We start from the raw sequence: 16,251 nt of genomic DNA, 5'->3' as shown, positions 1-16,251 counted from the left end.
ATTTAAATTTGGGGTATGTTCCCTAATTTAGGCGAGTTTAATTTTGTTCGCAAGATTCTAGAAAACAGCGTTGCCCCGGACCCGAAAGCACCGGGGAACCGTGACTGGTTGCCCGCGGGAGACGATTGCGCGCTCTTTGACGGGTGGCTCGTGACGAAGGACCTCTCGGTGGAAGGTTCGCATTTTCGCCTGGACTGGTCCACTCCCGAACAGGCGGTCGAAAAGCATATTGTATCGAACGTCTCGGACATATCCGCGATGGGCGGCGTGCCGAAGCTCGCCGTATTCGGCATTTGCGTGAATAAGGCGTGGAATGCCGAGGTGCGAGACCGCATCTGCCGTGCCGTTTCCGAAGGCTTTGCGCGGCGCGGAATCGCCCTGATTGGCGGCGATACGGTTGCGGGGGAGTGCGGCATGTTCTCGACGACGCTTCTTGGCCAGATGGAAGGCGGTTCGCCGCTGCTGCGCAGCGGCGCGCGTCCGGGCGACGGCGTGTATGTCGCGGGAACGCTGGGCAAGTCGGCGGCGGGGCTCTGGCTTCTCATGAACCGCCCGGACGCTCGCGCGGATTTCGCGCGCCTCGCCGACTACCACCTCGCCCCTCAAATCGACGAACGCTGTGGCGCGGAACTCGTGAAGCATGGCGTGTGCGGGGCCTGCATGGATATCAGCGATGGCCTTTCCTCCGAACTGAACCACCTTGCCCTTTCGTCTGGGGTCGCAATCGAAATCGAAGAGGGCCTGCTGCCCGTGGATGCCGATGTTCGCAGGCTTGCGGACCGGTTCGGGCTCGATCCCCTGGAATTTGCGTTGAATGGTGGTGAGGAATATCAACTATTATGTGCATTTTCTTTAAAAAATGATATATTTTTAAAAAATGCCGCCTTGTCGCAGTGCTTGACGCGAATTGGTTCCGTAAAGGCCGGTTCCGGCGTGAGCATGGTGCGTAAGGACGGCCGTGTTGAAATTGTCAAAGCACAAGCGTGGTCGCATTTATGATAAGCAACGTGAAAATGAACTTGGGCGAATTGCTGCTCCGTCAGGGAGTCCTGGACGAAGACCAGCTGGCCCATGCCGTTTCTGAACACAAGCGTACGGGCATGGCCCTTGCGAAGATCCTGGTCCGTCTCGGTATGGTGACGGAAGACGCACTGACAAGCATCCTCGGCGTGCAGATGCAGTCGACGACCAAGATGCGTATCGGCGAGATGCTTCTTGCGCAGGGCTACATCAACCAGGAACAGCTGGAGAAGGCCCTCGAAATGCAGAAGGCGAGCGGCAAGCGTCTCGGCCGAACCTTGGTGGACCTCGGCTACATGCAGGAAGAACGCCTTATCGAGATTCTTTCCAGGCAGTTCGAAGTGCCCTATGTGAAGCTCGAAAACTTCGCCATAGATTCCGAGGCCTACACCTACCTGCCCGAAGACATGTGCAAGACCTACAAGGTGGTGCCGCTGTTCATCTCGAAGAACGAGGACGAACGCAAGGTTGTCCGTGAGGCGCTTACGCTTGCCATGGCGGACCCGACCAACATGCGCGTCATCCAGATCGTCAAGTTCAAGGTCAAGATGGAAGTGGATGTGGTGATGGCCTCCGAGGCCGACATCCAGAAGACTATCGAACGCGTGTTTGCGGGCCACGGCCCCGCCGAAGAATCCCTTGCCGAACTTATCGGCGAAACCAAGGATGGCGAGGAACTCGAAACGGTGGAACGCGGCCAGGGCGGTAACGACGAGCCCGAACTGACCGACGAAGAAGGACGCGCGGTGGTGAAAATCGTGACGACCTTGATTCACGAAGCGATTGCACGACATGCTTCCGATATTCACCTCGAACCGCAGGAGACCTTCCTCAAGCTCCGTTACCGTATCGACGGCGACCTGCAGGTGATGGCTCCGATTCCCGCGCGCCTCATGCCGCAGATCCTTTCGCGTATCAAGCTCCTCTCCAAGATGGACATCGCCGAAAAGCGTCGCCCGTTGGACGGACGCTTCACGGTGCGCTACAAGGGTTCCGAAGTCGACCTCCGTGTGAGCTCGTTCCCTATTTCGCTCCGCAAGCGCGGTGTCTGCGAAAAGATCGTTATGCGTATCTTGGACCCGAACTCGGGTCAGTTCCCGCTCCGCGAAATGGGTTTCGATTCCCGAGTGCTCAAGCAGTTCCTCGAGGCGATTAACCTTCCGAACGGCATTATCCTCGTTACCGGTCCTACGGGTTCCGGTAAGTCCACCACGCTTTACGCTTCCATCCGCGAGATTCTCGATTCTACGATCAATATTTCTACCATGGAGGACCCGGTCGAACTTAACATCGACGGCGTCAACCAGGGACAAATTAACAATGCCGCGGGCTTTACCTTCGCGGCGGGCATCCGCGCCTTGCTCCGTCAGGACCCGGACGTCATCATGATCGGTGAAATGCGTGACCAGGAGACATCGTCCATGGCTATCGAAGCTGCATTGACGGGTCACTTGGTCTTCAGTACGCTCCATACAAACGATGCTGCCGGTTCGTTCCCGCGCTTGCTGGAAATGGGCCTGGAACCGTTCCTTGTTTCTACCGCTATCAAGGGCATCCTGGCCCAGCGTCTGGTGCGCCGCATCTGCAAGTACTGCAAGGAGCCGGTGGAAATTTCCGACTCCCTTCGCGACGAACTGCACCTCTCCCCGGACATGCAGTTCTACCACGGCAAGGGCTGCGAGAAGTGCGACGGTTCGGGCTACAAGGGCCGTTGCGGTATCTACGAGTTCCTGGTGCCGAACGAATCCGTGCGTAACCTCGTTATCCGCCGCGCATCCGGCGACGAGATCAAGCGCTGCGCCATGAAGGAATGCGACATGATTACGCTCCGCATGGACGGCATCAACAAGGCGCTGCAGGGCCTCACCACGCTAGAACAGGCGGTGGGCGCGTCCGCTGCGGACGACTGATTGTGGGGAGCACCGGCTCCCTCCTTCTTGCGCGATTCGAAACTGCAAAAGAAAAACGCTCGGCATTCGCCGGGCGTTTTCTCAAACTTTCGTTTGTATGGTTTACTACCTGGAGTAGTATTCCACGACGAGCTGTTCTTCGAGCTTGACGGGGATCTGTTCGCGGAGCGGGAGCTTCACGAGCGTGCCTTCCATCTTGCCGGCGTCGACAGTCAGGTATTCCGGAGCAGCCGGGGCGTTAGCGATGGCTTCCTTGATCTGCACGTGTTCCTTGGAACGTTCGCGCACGGAAATCACGTCGCCGGCCTTCACGAGGCGGCTGGGGGAGAAGCTACGAACACCGTTCACGGCGAAGTGGCCGTGTGCGACGTACTGGCGGGCAGCGAAGATGGTGCGGGCAAAACCCATGCGGTAGACGAGAGCGTCCAGGCGGGTTTCGAGCAAGATCATCAGGTTGTCACCGGCAGAGCCTTCGCGACGGTTGGCTTCCTTGTAAGCCTTGGCGAGCTGTGCTTCGGAAATGTTGTAGGTGAAGCGAAGACGCTGCTTTTCGACGAGCTGCTGCTTGTACACGGAAGCGGACTTCTTGCGGTTCTGGCCATGCTGGCCGGGCGCGAAGTTGCGGCGGTCGAGAGCCTTTTGTGTCTTCTGAGAAACGGCGACTCCGAGGGAGCGCGCTACTTTACCTTTTGGTCCACGGAAGGAGGACATAGTTACCTCTTTGAGGAAGCTCTTTGGTTCAGCTTGCAGGTTGGCAGAGCTTGGCGCGACTTGCAAGATTAGGCCCCAAAAATAGTAAAATCGGGGCGGTCTTCAAGGGCTGGTCCGACCTTTAGCGCACCAGGACGGTCAAAGTGTCCCTCATCAGGGGGTCTGCCATGCTCTGTGCGATGAGCCTGGCCGTCCTTTCTTCTGCACCATCCTGGGCAATCAGGTAGTACGAGGAGATTTCCTGTTCGCCCTTGCAGATTTCCATCTGTCTGATATAAGATTCGGTGCCGAGGGCGGTGAGGTCTTCGCAGGGGACGAACCACTTGACGTTGGAACTCGTCTTGTAGGGGACGGTCTGGAAGGAGAACTTGTCCAGGCGTACGGTGTCGCCGGAATCGACGCTCATGGTCTTGTAGGTGACGTCCTTGGCCTCGTTGTAGAACTTGAGGGAATCGAGCGAGCCCGGGCGCTGGATGAACGTCCGGAGGGTGAGGTTCGAATCGGTAAGCGCCTTCGAATTGAGCTGGAGGTAGCGCAGGTAGAGCGCACCGTCCTTCTTGGCCTTGTAGCCGTGCTGGAGGCTGTTGATGGTGCCGACGGAATCACCCTTCGCGTTGATGAGTGCATAGTAGGCTTTCGGCGTGCCGTTGCATTCCATGTACTTGCAGTAGCCCTGCATTTCGTGGTAGACGACGATGGAGTCTCCCTTCTTGAGGTCGGCGAGCCACACGTAGTGGTCCTGGCGCAGGTAGTACTTGGTGGAATCGTTTGCCGGACGCACGATGACGAGGGTGTCGCCGGGATAGACGATGGAATCGGGGTTAGCGAGGTATTCTCCCTGGTTCAGCCTGCGGAAGCGCGTGGCGGCTTCGAAGGTGGCGAAAGGCCCGGAGAGGAAGCTTACCACGTTGCTCGGATTCAGCCTGAGGGTCCATGCGGAAGAATCGTTGGTGACGAGCAGGGTGTCGAGCGTGTTTGTCTCGGGGGAGTAGACATTGCTGTCCTTGTCAATCAGTTCATACTTGTTGATCCCATCTCCCTGCACGGAGAGGTTCACGCTGAAGCCGGTTTCGACCTTGAAGGCGATTTCGATGCTCTTGGGGGCTTCGCCGATGACGAGAATGCCGCGGACGGTATCGCGCAAGTCGATGTCGATATGGGAGGAGTCTCCGGTGTAATTGTAGTAGGAGGTGTCGACGTCGACCTTGATGCGCAGGTGGGCGGAAGTGTCGAATTTAGCCTTGAGGTCGAGGTAGTAGAAATCCTCGTTGAACACGACGAAGCTGTTTTGGAGCATGTCGGCTCCGGAGCCGGAATGCATGTAGTCTGAGTAGACGGAATCTTTTTTCGTGGAGTTCCAGACGGGTCCGGTCGTCCTGAGATTGACGGATTTTTCGCTCCGGACGCGGATGGTGTCCCCTTCTGTGCCGCTGGTCGCTGCGGCAACGTTTATGCGGGTTCCCTTCGGAAACGACCCGAGGAACAGCGAAACGGTCGTGTTCGAACTGTCGAGACAGACGATGTCGTCGTGGCAGACCTTCTCGACGTAGGTGGAATCTTCGGACTTCTTGTCGGTGGAATCCTTCTTGACCTTGACGGTGTCCCACGTGGCCATTTCCATGTAGAAGTTCATCGTCTCGCCGATGTCGATGGTGTCGCGGTAGTCGATGTCGAGGCGCGTGCTGAGCGAGGAACTCGAACTGAACGATTCCCCCGCAAAGCTTTCGTTGCCGTCGGTGACGGACGATGTGTTTGTATGCGTTGTCTCGCTGCACGCGATAAGGAGTGCGGCAAGGAGGATGAGTGCAGAAAGAAGCTTGTTCATAGGGATACCGGGGAATCGCGTTAGTTGAGGATGAAGAACTTCTGTTCGGCGTTGAAGGCTTCGCCGTTAATCTTGAGGGTGTATTTGCCGGTGGGGAAGGCCTTCGCCTTGAACTTGAAATTGATTTTCTTTTCGCCGGGGACTTCGCGTGCAGCAACCGTGAGCATGCGCTTGCCCGATTCGTTGATAATCTCGATTTGCACGAACTGCGGGTAGCCCACGGTCAGGTCGAAGTTGCATTCCAGGTTCACGATGTCGATGTTGACCTTCGAAAGCGTGTAGCCGCCGTCCATGGCGTCGCCGCCGACGGAACGCGTGTTGTCGTAGTAGCCCACATAGAGCGTGGGGGCGACATCCTTGCCCGAGTTGTGGGAGCGGATGTGCGTTTCGCCGGGCTCGACGGCGGTGAGGATGAGCGTGTAGAGGTTGGAGGGGTGCTTCCTCTTGAAGAACTCGGTGAGGGTCGGCGTGCGGAGGAAGGCTCCGAGGGGAGCCTTCGGATTGAGCGTAATGATACCGAGGAAGTCTGCGTACTTCGTGTCGATGCCTCCACCGGAGTTCTTGCGGATGTTGAACTGTCCGCCCGGCTGGTCGAGGTTCGCGGGGGCGTTTTCCCAGGTGAGTTCGTCGCTCTTCCAGTCCACTCCCAGCTTGTCTTCTCCGAAGTTCATTTCCTTGGCGGTTTCCTTGAGACCAAAGATGTTCAACTGCACGGGCTTCTTGATGGAATCGGGGTCGAAGTCGAGTTTGAGGGCCACGTCGAATAGCGGTCCCGGAAGCACGGACAGGTCGAACTTGAGGTAGATCTTGCCGGCATCGTTCTTGTCGTGAGCGACACGGAGGTTTTCGTCGGTGCCGTGCGGGGAATAGTTGTCGAACTGTGAAATCCAGGTGTCGGCGCCGCGCCCGCTCGGGATGTTGTCGCCCGAATGGTCAAACGTGGTGTAGCGCTTGTCGAACACATAGACCTTGCCTGTATCGGCGCCCGTCTGGTAGCCGTCGTTTGCGGTAAAGAGGATGTTGTAGCGACCGCTTGCCGTGAACGACACGTCCGTCTCGTATTCGGTGGAATCGGAGAAGGTCACCTTGCCGGGGCCGACTCCCTTTTTCCAGACAACGGGTACGCGGCAGAGTCCGTCGCCACGGCCATCATCCTCGACGGTCCCGGTGAGCTTGAGCCTGTTCGGCTGCACCAGGATGAGTTCCTTGGCCATGCTCGCCTTGGGAGGATCGTTGTGGCCCTGCTTCGGGGCATAGCCTGTGTAGAGGTTCATCATGATTCCGCCGGATTCGTTCTTCGGCAGTTCCGTGTTCTTGAGCACGTAGACCTTCGAACCTTGCCTCGATTCCTCGACAATCTTCACGTAGGGGTTCCCGCGGGTAAGAGTCTCCTTGAGGCCGACAATGGAGAGGTTCGAGTTGTCGTTGATGAACATGGGCGCGTTCTTCGCCTTGTCGCTTGCGATGACGTTCACGCCGAGGAGTTCGGCAGACGCCTTGTTGAAGTTGTTGAGGATGGTGTTGCCGTCCTTGACGGTGAGGCCTAGAATCCAGAGCGTTCCGCCGTTGTTTGTAATCTTGGCTCCCTTGGTGTCGCCGATCATGGTGACCTGGCGCCCCCAGAGTTTCTGGTAGTTCATCTGGATGGTGCCTACCGAGACATCTTCGAGGAATACGTCACCGTTGCCGAATTCGGATGTCTCGAATGACTTCACGTACATGTTCTTCAGGAGCACGGTGCGCTTGGAGTTGTTGATGATGCCGCTTCCGAAGGTGGAAAAGCGTTCGATGGTGATGTCGTGGAAGGTGCCTTCCTCGATAATGAACTTGCCCTTGCCGTCAATCTTTCCTTCGGTTCCGATGATGCGGTGGATTCGGTTGCGCAGGTAGATGTCGCGGTTGATGGTCCAGCGGCCTCCGGGCGGGAAGAAGATGGTTTCTGCGCCGTCGTCGATGGCGCTCTGGATGGCCTTGGAATCATCGGATCCGTCGTTTGCCCTGCCGCCATAATCGCCGGTGATGGACGTCCAGTACATGGACTTTTGATCGCTTCCGGTCGGCGTCTCGGTCACGGAAAGCCTCATGGACTGTTTGGGGCTGTGGCAGAGCTGGTGGTTTTCCTGCGTGGAAAACTCGATAATCTCGGTATTGCTGAATTCCTCGTTGTGTGCCTTGACGGTGCTCTTGATTTTGGACTTGAACTTGCTTACGATGACTGCCCGTGCGAAAAGCTGTCCTTCGTTCACGATGGCGGTGGTCGGCTTGGCGACATTTTTGCCGGGGTCATATTCGAGGGTGGCATCGACAATGACGAGGGATGCGTCCGTGCCGTGGTTGTAGACTGCCGGCGCGTTGCCCTTGAATCTGAGCCCGCGCGTGGCAATCATCTGACCGTCGTTGTCGAGACCGTATTTTTTTTGGCCTCCGAGAGTCAAGTGTTCGAAGGTCATGCTGTTGGTCGTACCCGCAGTGTAGACACCCACGTCGAATCCGTTGACTTCGACGTTCTTCAGGAGCAACGGGCCGATGTTCTCGGTGAAGCCCATGTCGATACCATAGACGCCCGCGCTATCGCCGGACTGAACTTTCACGTTGGTAATGTTGCCTTGGATTGCCGCGTTGAAGCGGATGCCTATGGCGCCGGGGTTCTTTTTGCCGGTGCGGATAGTAAGGTCGCGGATGGCGTTCCTCTGCCGTTGGGCAGGGCCGTCGCCTGTGTAGATGACTGCCTGCGGAAAGTCGGGGTTCTCGAATCCCGGGACATCGTCCTGGAGAGTGATGATGGTGCTACCCATGTTTTCGCCCTGGAGAATAGTACGGCGGTAGTCCTTTTCGGGTTTGCCGTTTGCTGTAGGCCAGGTGAGCGCAGAAGAAATCTTGTAGATGCCATGGGGCAGGTAGATAATGTAGTCGCCATCAGGGTGGTCGTTCAAAGCTCTTTGGATGGCCTCCGTGTCGTCTTCCTTGCCGTCTCCCTTCGCGTTGTAGGGGTCTGCCTTGACGTTTACGACTTCGGCGCCCATGGGAAACTCGACCTGGGCAAAGGCGCCGAGGACTAAGGTGCAGAGAACAGCTAAAAAAGTGCGAAAAGTGCGCAAAAAAAACATGGAAACCTCGCTGGGGGACTTCTTGACTTTAAATATATAAAAAAAGCGGCCAGACACCGCAAGCGCGAACGCTTAGAATGTCTGACCTTGGGGTTGGTTTGGAGTATCCTTAATTATAGAAATTTAAATGCCCTTGGGAAGATATTCCTCTTGAAAAAAGTCACATATGTGATTTTGGTCACTTTGCCTATTTTTCGTAGAAAACAAGGCCGTTGGGGAAGGTGACTTGCTTCATGCCGCTGGTGTTTACCTGTGCGACGGAAGTGACTGAGCCGCCATAGAGGATCATGCTTCCCGAGCCCTTCGGGGCGAATGCTGCGTTGGCGCTACCGTAGGCCGTGCCTGCTGTGTACGATGTTGCCGTGCAGTTCGGGTATTCCTCGGTCTGGCTTCCAAATCCGAGGAACACTCCGCCCGTAATGGTGAACCCGTTGTCGGTGTCGATGAGTCCGCCCGCGCCGTTCGTTGCGCATCCGCCGCTGCTACCGCTCTGACCCGGCCTTCCGCCCATACTGCCGCCCATGCCGCCGCTGCTTGCGGGAATTTCTACGATGACGACTCCGCCGGACTGCTTTGCCGTACCGTTCGCATCGAGCACGTCGATGTCGTTGCCCGAGGCGCTAATGTAGTGGTAGCCGCCCGTGATGACGATGTAGCCCTTGCTGCTGCTCTGCATGCCGCCACCCATGCCGCCCCACTGGGAACCGCTGGAGGTGCCCGGGTCGGCAGAACCGCCTACGGCGTTCCAGCCGTCGTCGGTGCCGTAGGTTGCGGTGATTCCGCCTTCGGCGAAGATGTAGAACGCTTCCATGCCTTCGGAGGCCTTCGTGACGTTGATGGTGGATCCTGCGAGGTGGAGCGCGGAATCGGCGTGGATGCCGTCGTCGCCGGCGCTCACGGTCACGTTGCCGCCGTTCATGTAGATGTTCAGGTTGGAATGAATGCCGTCATCGTTCGAGGTGACATCGATGTCGCCAGCGTTGATGTAGATGCGGTCGTCAGAGACGATACCCTTGCCGGTGCTCTTGACCGTGATTTTCGGGGCGGAGACGGAGTCGTTGACGAACACGTAGTTGTAGGCCTGGATGCCGTCGTCGCCCGCCTTCTCGATGTTGATGGTGCCGCCCTTGATGTTGACAATGCCCTTGCCTTCGGTAATCGTTGTGTCGTTTCCGTTTATGGTACATTCGTCGCTCTTGATGCCGTCGCCGCTTGTGGCCGTGAGGTTAAGGGTGCCGCCCTCGATATCGACCAAGTCCTTGCCCTTGAAGGCGTTGTTCTTTGCGGTTACGGTGATGGTCGGATTGTCGCGGACGCGCAGGTCGTCGCTGCTGTGGATGCCGTTGTTATAGTTGCCGGTCACCTTGATGGTGCCGGAACCCTTGATGGTAAGGTCATCCTTCGAGAAAATGCAGGCGCCCGCGTAGGTCGTATCGGATGCCCCGTTTGCGTTTGTAAATGAGATAACAGAATTTCTCGTCGATGCGTCAGAGAATGTGCTTGTTCCCTCGTTTGCGACGATGAAGGTCTTGTTGCTGTTGAGCGATACAACCGGTGCCGAAGTCGTATTCGAAAGCGTGAGCGAATTCATGAAGAGATACACGTTGTCCTGTGCGCCGGCTAGGACCTTGATCTGTCCGTTACTGCTGCTTCCGCTGAAGAAGTAGTTGCCTGCGCAGGTGACGGTGACGTTGCTTCCTTCGATGCTGACGCAGCCGTTGTCGTTTACGACGGTTGCGCCCGTGGCGGCAAAAGCGATGGACGGCTCGTTGCCATTGGATACGGCTTCGGGGGTGGGGGTGTCGTTGGAGCCTGTTTCGGAGTCTCCCGAAGATGCTACGGCGACATCGGCAGAAGATGCGATGGCGGCTGCTTCGCTGGAAGAAGAACCGACCGCCTCGGCCAACATAATCTTGTTGCAGCCATTGTCGAAGTAGAAGGTCTTGCCCTGTGCCCGGTAGTAGGTGATTCCGTCCAGAACATACAACATTGTTGCTCCGCGAGTGTCGCAGTCGATTGCTGCCGCGGAACTGGAGGTGGGTTCGACGGTTGCCGTTCCTGTGTCCGCTGGGGTGTCTCCGGAGGGCGTCCCTGCTTCGGATTCGGGGACGCCGATAATGCCGTCCTCTCCAATCCAGAACGAGAGATTCCCTGCGGCATCGAAGCACATGACCGTAATCCCGTCAGCGGCGTAAAATCCCGTGTAGTTCTCGTTGAGGCAGATGTTATCGGCATTCCCGTTAGTTTCGATTCCTTCGAAATCGCTGTTTGCCGGCGCTTGGGTATTAGGAGCGTCGTCCGAACAGGCGGCGAGTAGGCCGAAGGCGAGTGCAGAAGAAACCGCGAGCTTTTTTTGAATTCTTGATGTCATGATTGTATCCCTTTTCCAAACAACAATCCTGAATGGGCTTGTTCGTTTTCAAAAATACCAAGTGAAAGTCCGGGTTTTAAGTTTTTTTTCGCTTGTTTTGAAAAAAGTCGATTCGATATTTGGGGGCTTTCGTTCCGTTCGGAACGAATGCGGTCAGAAAAGACCTGTTGTGCTTTTGACAACGGCACGGACTCTTTTTAAAAAACTAAATTGCAGTTATGTTCGTAAAAAAAACTCGTTCTCTTGCTCTTGTGGCAATTATTTCTTCGCAGGTGATTGCTGCATCCCCGGTCGTTGGCCCCGAGCACACGCGCAATTTGCGGACGCTTGAAATGGCCCCGATGCTTTTTGAATACCATCGGCAGACAACCGGTAGCGACCGCCAGTTCTTTACCTATCCGCGACGTGATGCGGAATTCCACAAGCATTTTGTCGAAACGGAATCGAACGCGATTCTCTATTACGACAATGCGAACGGCGTGGGTATTGCGGGCCACGGATTCGATGATGATTCTGTCAGGGCTCCGCGCATAGGAATTGCGACGAGTGTTGTGGGTGGAATCGACTATCGCGGAGGCGAGGCTTTGGGCGATACCATTTGGCCAGGAATCGACGGTGGCATCTACCTGCGCGGCTTTGCCGATTCCGTCGAGTTTGTACTTGATGCGCGAATTTACGACGAAGGACATTCCGCGGCTAAACCGAAGTCGTGGGACCGCGAGTTCCTGGAAGTGCAGAAAGAAGAAAACAACTCCGGGGTCGAATATACGAGTTATGCCCGTTATCGCACGCACCTGTCGTTCAATTACGATTGGTTCCGGCTGGACTTCGGTCGTGACGTGATGCACTGGGGCCCTGGCTACTATAACAACCTCACGTTGAATCAGTTCTCGCTTCCGTTCAATTCGATGAGTGTCGATTTGCGCTTCGGACCTTTGCGCGTGTTTAGCTTCTATGGCGATCTTCGCATTTACGGGAGCATGAGCGACAAGAATAAGGACGAAACGCGCAACCTCTTTGGACACCGCTACGAACTTGCCTTCGGGAATGCGACGGTGGGCATTAGCGAACTCACGGTGCTTTACAATAACATGAAGCCGTGGCTGTTTGTGCCGACGGTTCCGCTCTTTATGGAAAAGGGCAACTATTCCGAAAGCAGCAACAATGGCTCCCTGGCGATGGATTTCAATTATCGCCTGTTCAACAAGGTACGAATTTATACGGAATTCTTCCTCGATGACATGGAATCTCCGATTAGTCTCGTCAAGAACGACAATATCGAAGCGAAGTGGGCATGGATGGCCGGCTTGCAGGCGGGACATGATTTCTATATCAAGGGGAAAAAGCTCGAAGTGGGGACTGTCGCTGAATATGCCCGTGTCGAGCCCTATGTCTATACGCATTTCGTGAAGAATACGGCGCAGATGGCGCACCTGGGCTATCCGCTCGGAAACCAGGGCGGTCCGAATAGCCAAACGATAGATTGGAATGTATTTGCGCAGTTCGACGGCCATATCTTCGCGTCGCTTCGCAATACCTGGTTCTGGAAGGGGACGGATTACGGGAGTGCCGTAAATGACACGACTCCGCGCCATAACCACATGAAGATCCATAAGAAGTTTCTCGACGGGGCGAAAATGCAGTATTCTCTCACGCCCGCACTTGCATATGAGGGACAATACGTAAGCTTCATGGGTGAACTTACCTTTATTGACGACCGCAAGGTGTACCTCCGCGCCGGATTCAAGTGGTAGCTTGTATGAAAAAACCAGAACTGTTGGCTCCTGCGGGTGACCTTGTGCGCATGAAGTATGCGTATGCCTATGGTGCGGACGCTGTATATGCGGGCCAACCTGCTTTTAGCCTCCGGGCCCGCGAAAACGGGTTCAGGAGCTTGGATGACCTGGCGGAAGGTATCGCTTATGCGAGGAGCCTCGGGAAAAAATTCTACCTCACGAGCAACGTGATTCCCCGTAACGTGAAGGTCGAATCGTTCCAAAAGGCGCTGCTTGCGGCGATAGAACTCAAGCCCGATGCGCTGATTGTCGCTGACCCTGGATTTGTCGGCTGGCTTCGTAAAGAACGTCCCGATGTGGAAATCCACCTTTCGGTGCAGGCGAATACCACGAATTACCTCGCCGCAAAGTTCTGGCGAGATCTGGGTGTCCGCCGAATTATCCTGAGTCGTGAACTTCGGCTGTCTGAAATTTTGGAGATAAAGGAAAAGCTGCCGGACCTTGAACTGGAGGTGTTTGTTCATGGTGCCGTGTGTATGGCAATGTCCGGACGCTGTATGCTCAGCAACTGGGTGACCCACCGCGATGCGAACCAGGGGGCCTGCGACAACAGCTGCCGTATGCCTTACCGGCTTTATGCCAATTCCGGGCCTCAAGTGGAGGATTACCGCGAACACGAAGGCGAATTCAGCTTGCAGCGGACGGATAGACCCGAACTTCCACCGGTGGCCCTGGACGAGGATACTTGGGGAACATACTTTATGAGTAGCCGGGACCTCTGCGCCCTGGACGTGATTCCCGAACTGGTGCAGGGCGGACTCGACTCGTTCAAGATAGAAGGCCGCACGCGCTCGGTATATTACCTTTCCCAAGTAGTGCGCGCTTATCGCATGGCCATCGATGCGTCGGTTGTTGCCCTGGAATCGGGAAGTCCCTGCTCTCAGGACCTTGTTCCGCAGGAGTCCCGCAGGGCGATGCGCTTTGTGGACGGCCGCGGGTTCATGCCGGGATTTTTACGTGGCCCCCTGCCGCAGAATTACGAGGCGACACATGTGGATGCTGAAGGCGGGTGTGTCGCCGCACAGATCCTCGATTATGACGCTACGACGAATTCCTGCCGCGTGAACGTGAAGAACCCGTTCTGCATGGACGATTCGCTCGAAATCATGACTCCCGCGGGGATGGATCCGATCCAGGTGGAAAGCCTGATGGATTTCCGGGGTGCGGCGGCCGACCGCTTGAACCCGGGGACGGAAGGGCGCGTCTTTTTACAGGAAAATGTGCTAAAAAACACGGAAAAGGCCAATTTCGGGTTCATTGTAAAGAAAATCACAGCGCATAGGGCGTCTAATACGTAAATTTTGAATATGGCAGTCGACGAAGCGACGAAAAAACAGGACGAGTTGGAACTTTATCAAATAGACGATAAGGCAATCGTCCCTTTTTTCAGGGATCATTTGGATGACTTGAAGAACTTCATCGAATTGCACAAGGGGCAGAACCTTTCGCTCCTGGTCCTTCTGAAGCAGTTTATCCGCACCTACCGCTTGCCTTTCAATATGCACCGCTATATGGAAGTGCAACGGACCTTTATCCAGCAGACGTTGCGTAGCCAGCTCGAAAACAGGCAGGCCGCCGTGAGCAACTGGATTCAGGAACACGCTGGGCGTCATCGCGACCGCATGATTCAGCTGCAGTGCCTTTACCTTGAGCGCGTGAAAGGCTCGCTCCTGCCCGAAATCGAAAAACTGCTTGGACATTCTGTTGAAACTCTGTGCCATCACGAAAAGAGCAATCAGTAGCGGGCTCCTGGTCCCCGTTTCGGTTGCCCTGTTTGCCCTGTTTCCTCTGACGGATACGGATATCTGGTGGCATCTGGCTTGTGCCCGGGAGTGGTATCTGACGTGGTCCCCGGTGCGGCTTCCCGCAGTGAATGTTCACGAGTATTTCCAGCAGGTCGTCTATGCGGCGTATTCTCTCGGCGGGGCGCCGTTGCTTGTCGCTTTCAAGGCGTTGCTTTGGGGAACTGTGTTTGCGCTGTTCCTTTGGCCGTTCCGTAAGGCAATCCGATGCAATGCTGTGACTGCCGCTACTTTGACAGTGACTTTGTTTGTGTTCCGCTATTGCTTCGAAATACGGCCGGTGCTGTTCAGCCTGTTGATTCTGGGTGTCTATTGGAATCTGCTGCCGGGATTGCGCCGTGTTCCCGTTGCTGTCGCGATTCTCATTTTGCAGTGGCTGTGGTGTCGAGTGCAGGGCCTCTATATATTGGGGCCGCTCTTTGCGGCGGCCGTGCTTTTGCCGCAGATTGTAAAAAGTGCGAACGCGCGCGAACGCCTTCTGAAATCCGCATTCCTCCTTTCGATGTTTGCGATGCCTTTGTTGCGCGGGGATGGATTGCGTCTGTTTCTGTACCCGCTTGGGCTTTTGGATAGGCTTCTCGGCATTACTCCGTCGGTGGCCGTGTTTGCATCGTCCATCGCCGAGAACCGTAGCCCGTTTTCGATACTTGCGGCGGGAGAAAACGTCTTAGGATGTGTCTTTGCGGTTGCAGTGTGCGCTGTGGCGTGTGCTTGGTCGCTTCGCAACATCCTGTACCGTCGGGAGTGGACTTTGTCTGCTTCTCTTTTGACGACGGCGGTACTCGCGTTAGTCGCAGAACGCAATATGGCGCTGTTCCTACCCGTATTTGCCGTTGCTTTTTTACATGAAATATCTCGTGCTGAATGTTGCTTGCAAAATGTTAATTTGTTCTATAAATGGTCGGGGGTTGCGGTCTTGGCTTTTGTGTTCGGGCTCTGGGCGCGTTCCCTTGCCGCTTATGATTCCTTTGTCGCCTACCAGCGGGTCCCTGTCGATGCGGCGAAATGGATGTCGGCTCATCCGCATGCTGGCAGGCTTTTCAATGACGATCGCGCTGGCGGCTACCTCGCTTTCGTGAACCCGTCCGATTCCGTCTATGTCGATGGACGCTTTATTCTCAAGACGGCAGACTTTTTTGAACGCTATCTGCGCTTTGCCGAAGAGCCGGGACTGTTTTTCTCCGAGGCGGATTCCTGGGGGGTCGACCGCGCTGTTTTTCCGCTCCGCTACTATGCCCGTTGGGGAAGGGTTCTCGACGCTCTCGATAGTGCCCCGGAATGGCAAGTGGGGCATGTGGATGAATACTATATCGTATTCTGCAAAAAATGATACATAAAACTCACATAACGGCAACAATATCAACAACTTACGAATTCCGGGCCTTCCTAAAGTGCCGAAATTTGACAAAAAAACGCATTTTGTCAGGGTTGTAGTGAACAAATGGTCATTATTTTCGCTGTCAAGGGATGATTGAAAATTTTTCTGTTGATATGTTGTGCAGTCGGTAGTGATGATACCTTGATTGCTGCGTGATTAAACTCCCGAGATTTGGGGATAGAAGCGGGAATAAAAAGTTTTTTGTGGGAAATTGCCTTTTTTGGCCCTTTTTGGGGGGCTTTTAAAAAAAAAGAAAAAGCCCCGGTTTCGCTGTTGGCCCTTTATCTAATTTTTAAACCCGAAAGTTTTTTTGGTTTATTTGGTTTATTGT

At 55.4% G+C, this 16,251-nt stretch carries 10 protein-coding genes; 6 read left to right on the top strand and 4 right to left on the bottom strand.

The features are described 5' to 3' along the window. Positions 1 to 15 precede the first annotated feature (15 nt). A complete protein-coding gene (gene thiL / locus B2310_RS04070) occupies positions 16 to 999 on the top strand; it encodes a thiamine-phosphate kinase (protein WP_290728882.1) in 984 nt (327 codons plus the stop codon). Between the two features lie 14 nt (positions 1,000 to 1,013). After that, the gene (locus B2310_RS04065; RefSeq protein WP_290729090.1) at positions 1,014 to 2,930 is read left to right on the top strand and encodes a GspE/PulE family protein; all 1,917 of its coding nucleotides are present in this window, start codon (positions 1,014 to 1,016) and stop codon (positions 2,928 to 2,930) included. Between the two features lie 105 nt (positions 2,931 to 3,035). Here the strand turns inward: B2310_RS04065 and rpsD are convergent, their stop codons facing one another. The 4 genes from rpsD to B2310_RS04045 form a co-directional block, all read right to left on the bottom strand. Continuing rightward, positions 3,036 to 3,641 (bottom strand): 30S ribosomal protein S4, encoded by a 606-nt coding sequence (gene rpsD, locus B2310_RS04060; RefSeq protein WP_173364855.1) that lies wholly within the window; start codon positions 3,639 to 3,641, stop codon positions 3,036 to 3,038. Positions 3,642 to 3,762: 121 nt separating this feature from the next. Next, positions 3,763 to 5,466, bottom strand: coding sequence for a hypothetical protein (locus B2310_RS04055; protein WP_290728880.1), 1,704 nt, complete (start codon positions 5,464 to 5,466; stop codon positions 3,763 to 3,765). A gap of 20 nt (positions 5,467 to 5,486) precedes the next feature. Beyond that, on the bottom strand, positions 5,487 to 8,489 hold the full coding sequence (locus B2310_RS04050) for a glycosyl hydrolase family 28-related protein (protein ID WP_173381616.1): 3,003 nt from the start codon (positions 8,487 to 8,489) through the stop codon (positions 5,487 to 5,489). Between the two features lie 271 nt (positions 8,490 to 8,760). Continuing rightward, on the bottom strand, positions 8,761 to 10,944 hold the full coding sequence (locus B2310_RS04045; RefSeq protein ID WP_290728878.1) for a carbohydrate-binding domain-containing protein: 2,184 nt from the start codon (positions 10,942 to 10,944) through the stop codon (positions 8,761 to 8,763). A 218-nt stretch (positions 10,945 to 11,162) separates the two neighbouring features. Here B2310_RS04045 and B2310_RS04040 point away from each other — a divergent pair, with 218 nt between their 5' ends. From B2310_RS04040 to B2310_RS04025, 4 genes are read left to right on the top strand one after another with little or no spacing between them, the layout of a single operon-like run. After that, a complete protein-coding gene (locus B2310_RS04040; protein WP_290728876.1) occupies positions 11,163 to 12,698 on the top strand; it encodes a hypothetical protein in 1,536 nt (511 codons plus the stop codon). 5 nt (positions 12,699 to 12,703) lie between these two features. Continuing rightward, positions 12,704 to 14,038, top strand: coding sequence for a U32 family peptidase C-terminal domain-containing protein (locus B2310_RS04035; protein ID WP_290728874.1), 1,335 nt, complete (start codon positions 12,704 to 12,706; stop codon positions 14,036 to 14,038). A 9-nt stretch (positions 14,039 to 14,047) separates the two neighbouring features. Beyond that, complete coding sequence (locus B2310_RS04030) at positions 14,048 to 14,482, top strand: hypothetical protein (RefSeq protein WP_173364860.1); 435 nt, start codon at positions 14,048 to 14,050, stop codon at positions 14,480 to 14,482. Continuing rightward, positions 14,445 to 15,872: a hypothetical protein gene (locus B2310_RS04025; RefSeq protein ID WP_290728871.1), complete on the top strand. Its 1,428-nt coding sequence runs from the start codon at positions 14,445 to 14,447 to the stop codon at positions 15,870 to 15,872. The genes B2310_RS04030 and B2310_RS04025 overlap by 38 nt, the downstream gene beginning before the upstream one ends. Positions 15,873 to 16,251 lie beyond the last annotated feature (379 nt).

Source organism: Fibrobacter sp. UBA3629, assembly GCF_002374005.1.
In the GTDB taxonomy this organism is placed as follows: domain Bacteria; phylum Fibrobacterota; class Fibrobacteria; order Fibrobacterales; family Fibrobacteraceae; genus Fibrobacter.
Note: the sequence above shows the minus strand (reverse complement) of the source record. Positions and strands in the feature narration are given on the sequence as shown.

What these genes read in the sequence shown, in the direction of transcription:
- thiL (WP_290728882.1), top strand. Translation starts at nt 16, where the DNA reads ATGTTCCCTAATTTAGGCGAGTTTAATTTTGTTCGCAAGATTCTAGAA.
- B2310_RS04065 (WP_290729090.1), top strand. Translation starts at nt 1,014, where the DNA reads ATGAACTTGGGCGAATTGCTGCTCCGTCAGGGAGTCCTGGACGAAGAC.
- rpsD (WP_173364855.1), bottom strand. Translation starts at nt 3,641, where the DNA reads ATGTCCTCCTTCCGTGGACCAAAAGGTAAAGTAGCGCGCTCCCTCGGA.
- B2310_RS04055 (WP_290728880.1), bottom strand. Translation starts at nt 5,466, where the DNA reads ATGAACAAGCTTCTTTCTGCACTCATCCTCCTTGCCGCACTCCTTATC.
- B2310_RS04050 (WP_173381616.1), bottom strand. Translation starts at nt 8,489, where the DNA reads ATGGGCGCCGAAGTCGTAAACGTCAAGGCAGACCCCTACAACGCGAAG.
- B2310_RS04045 (WP_290728878.1), bottom strand. Translation starts at nt 10,944, where the DNA reads ATGACATCAAGAATTCAAAAAAAGCTCGCGGTTTCTTCTGCACTCGCC.
- B2310_RS04040 (WP_290728876.1), top strand. Translation starts at nt 11,163, where the DNA reads ATGTTCGTAAAAAAAACTCGTTCTCTTGCTCTTGTGGCAATTATTTCT.
- B2310_RS04035 (WP_290728874.1), top strand. Translation starts at nt 12,704, where the DNA reads ATGAAAAAACCAGAACTGTTGGCTCCTGCGGGTGACCTTGTGCGCATG.
- B2310_RS04030 (WP_173364860.1), top strand. Translation starts at nt 14,048, where the DNA reads ATGGCAGTCGACGAAGCGACGAAAAAACAGGACGAGTTGGAACTTTAT.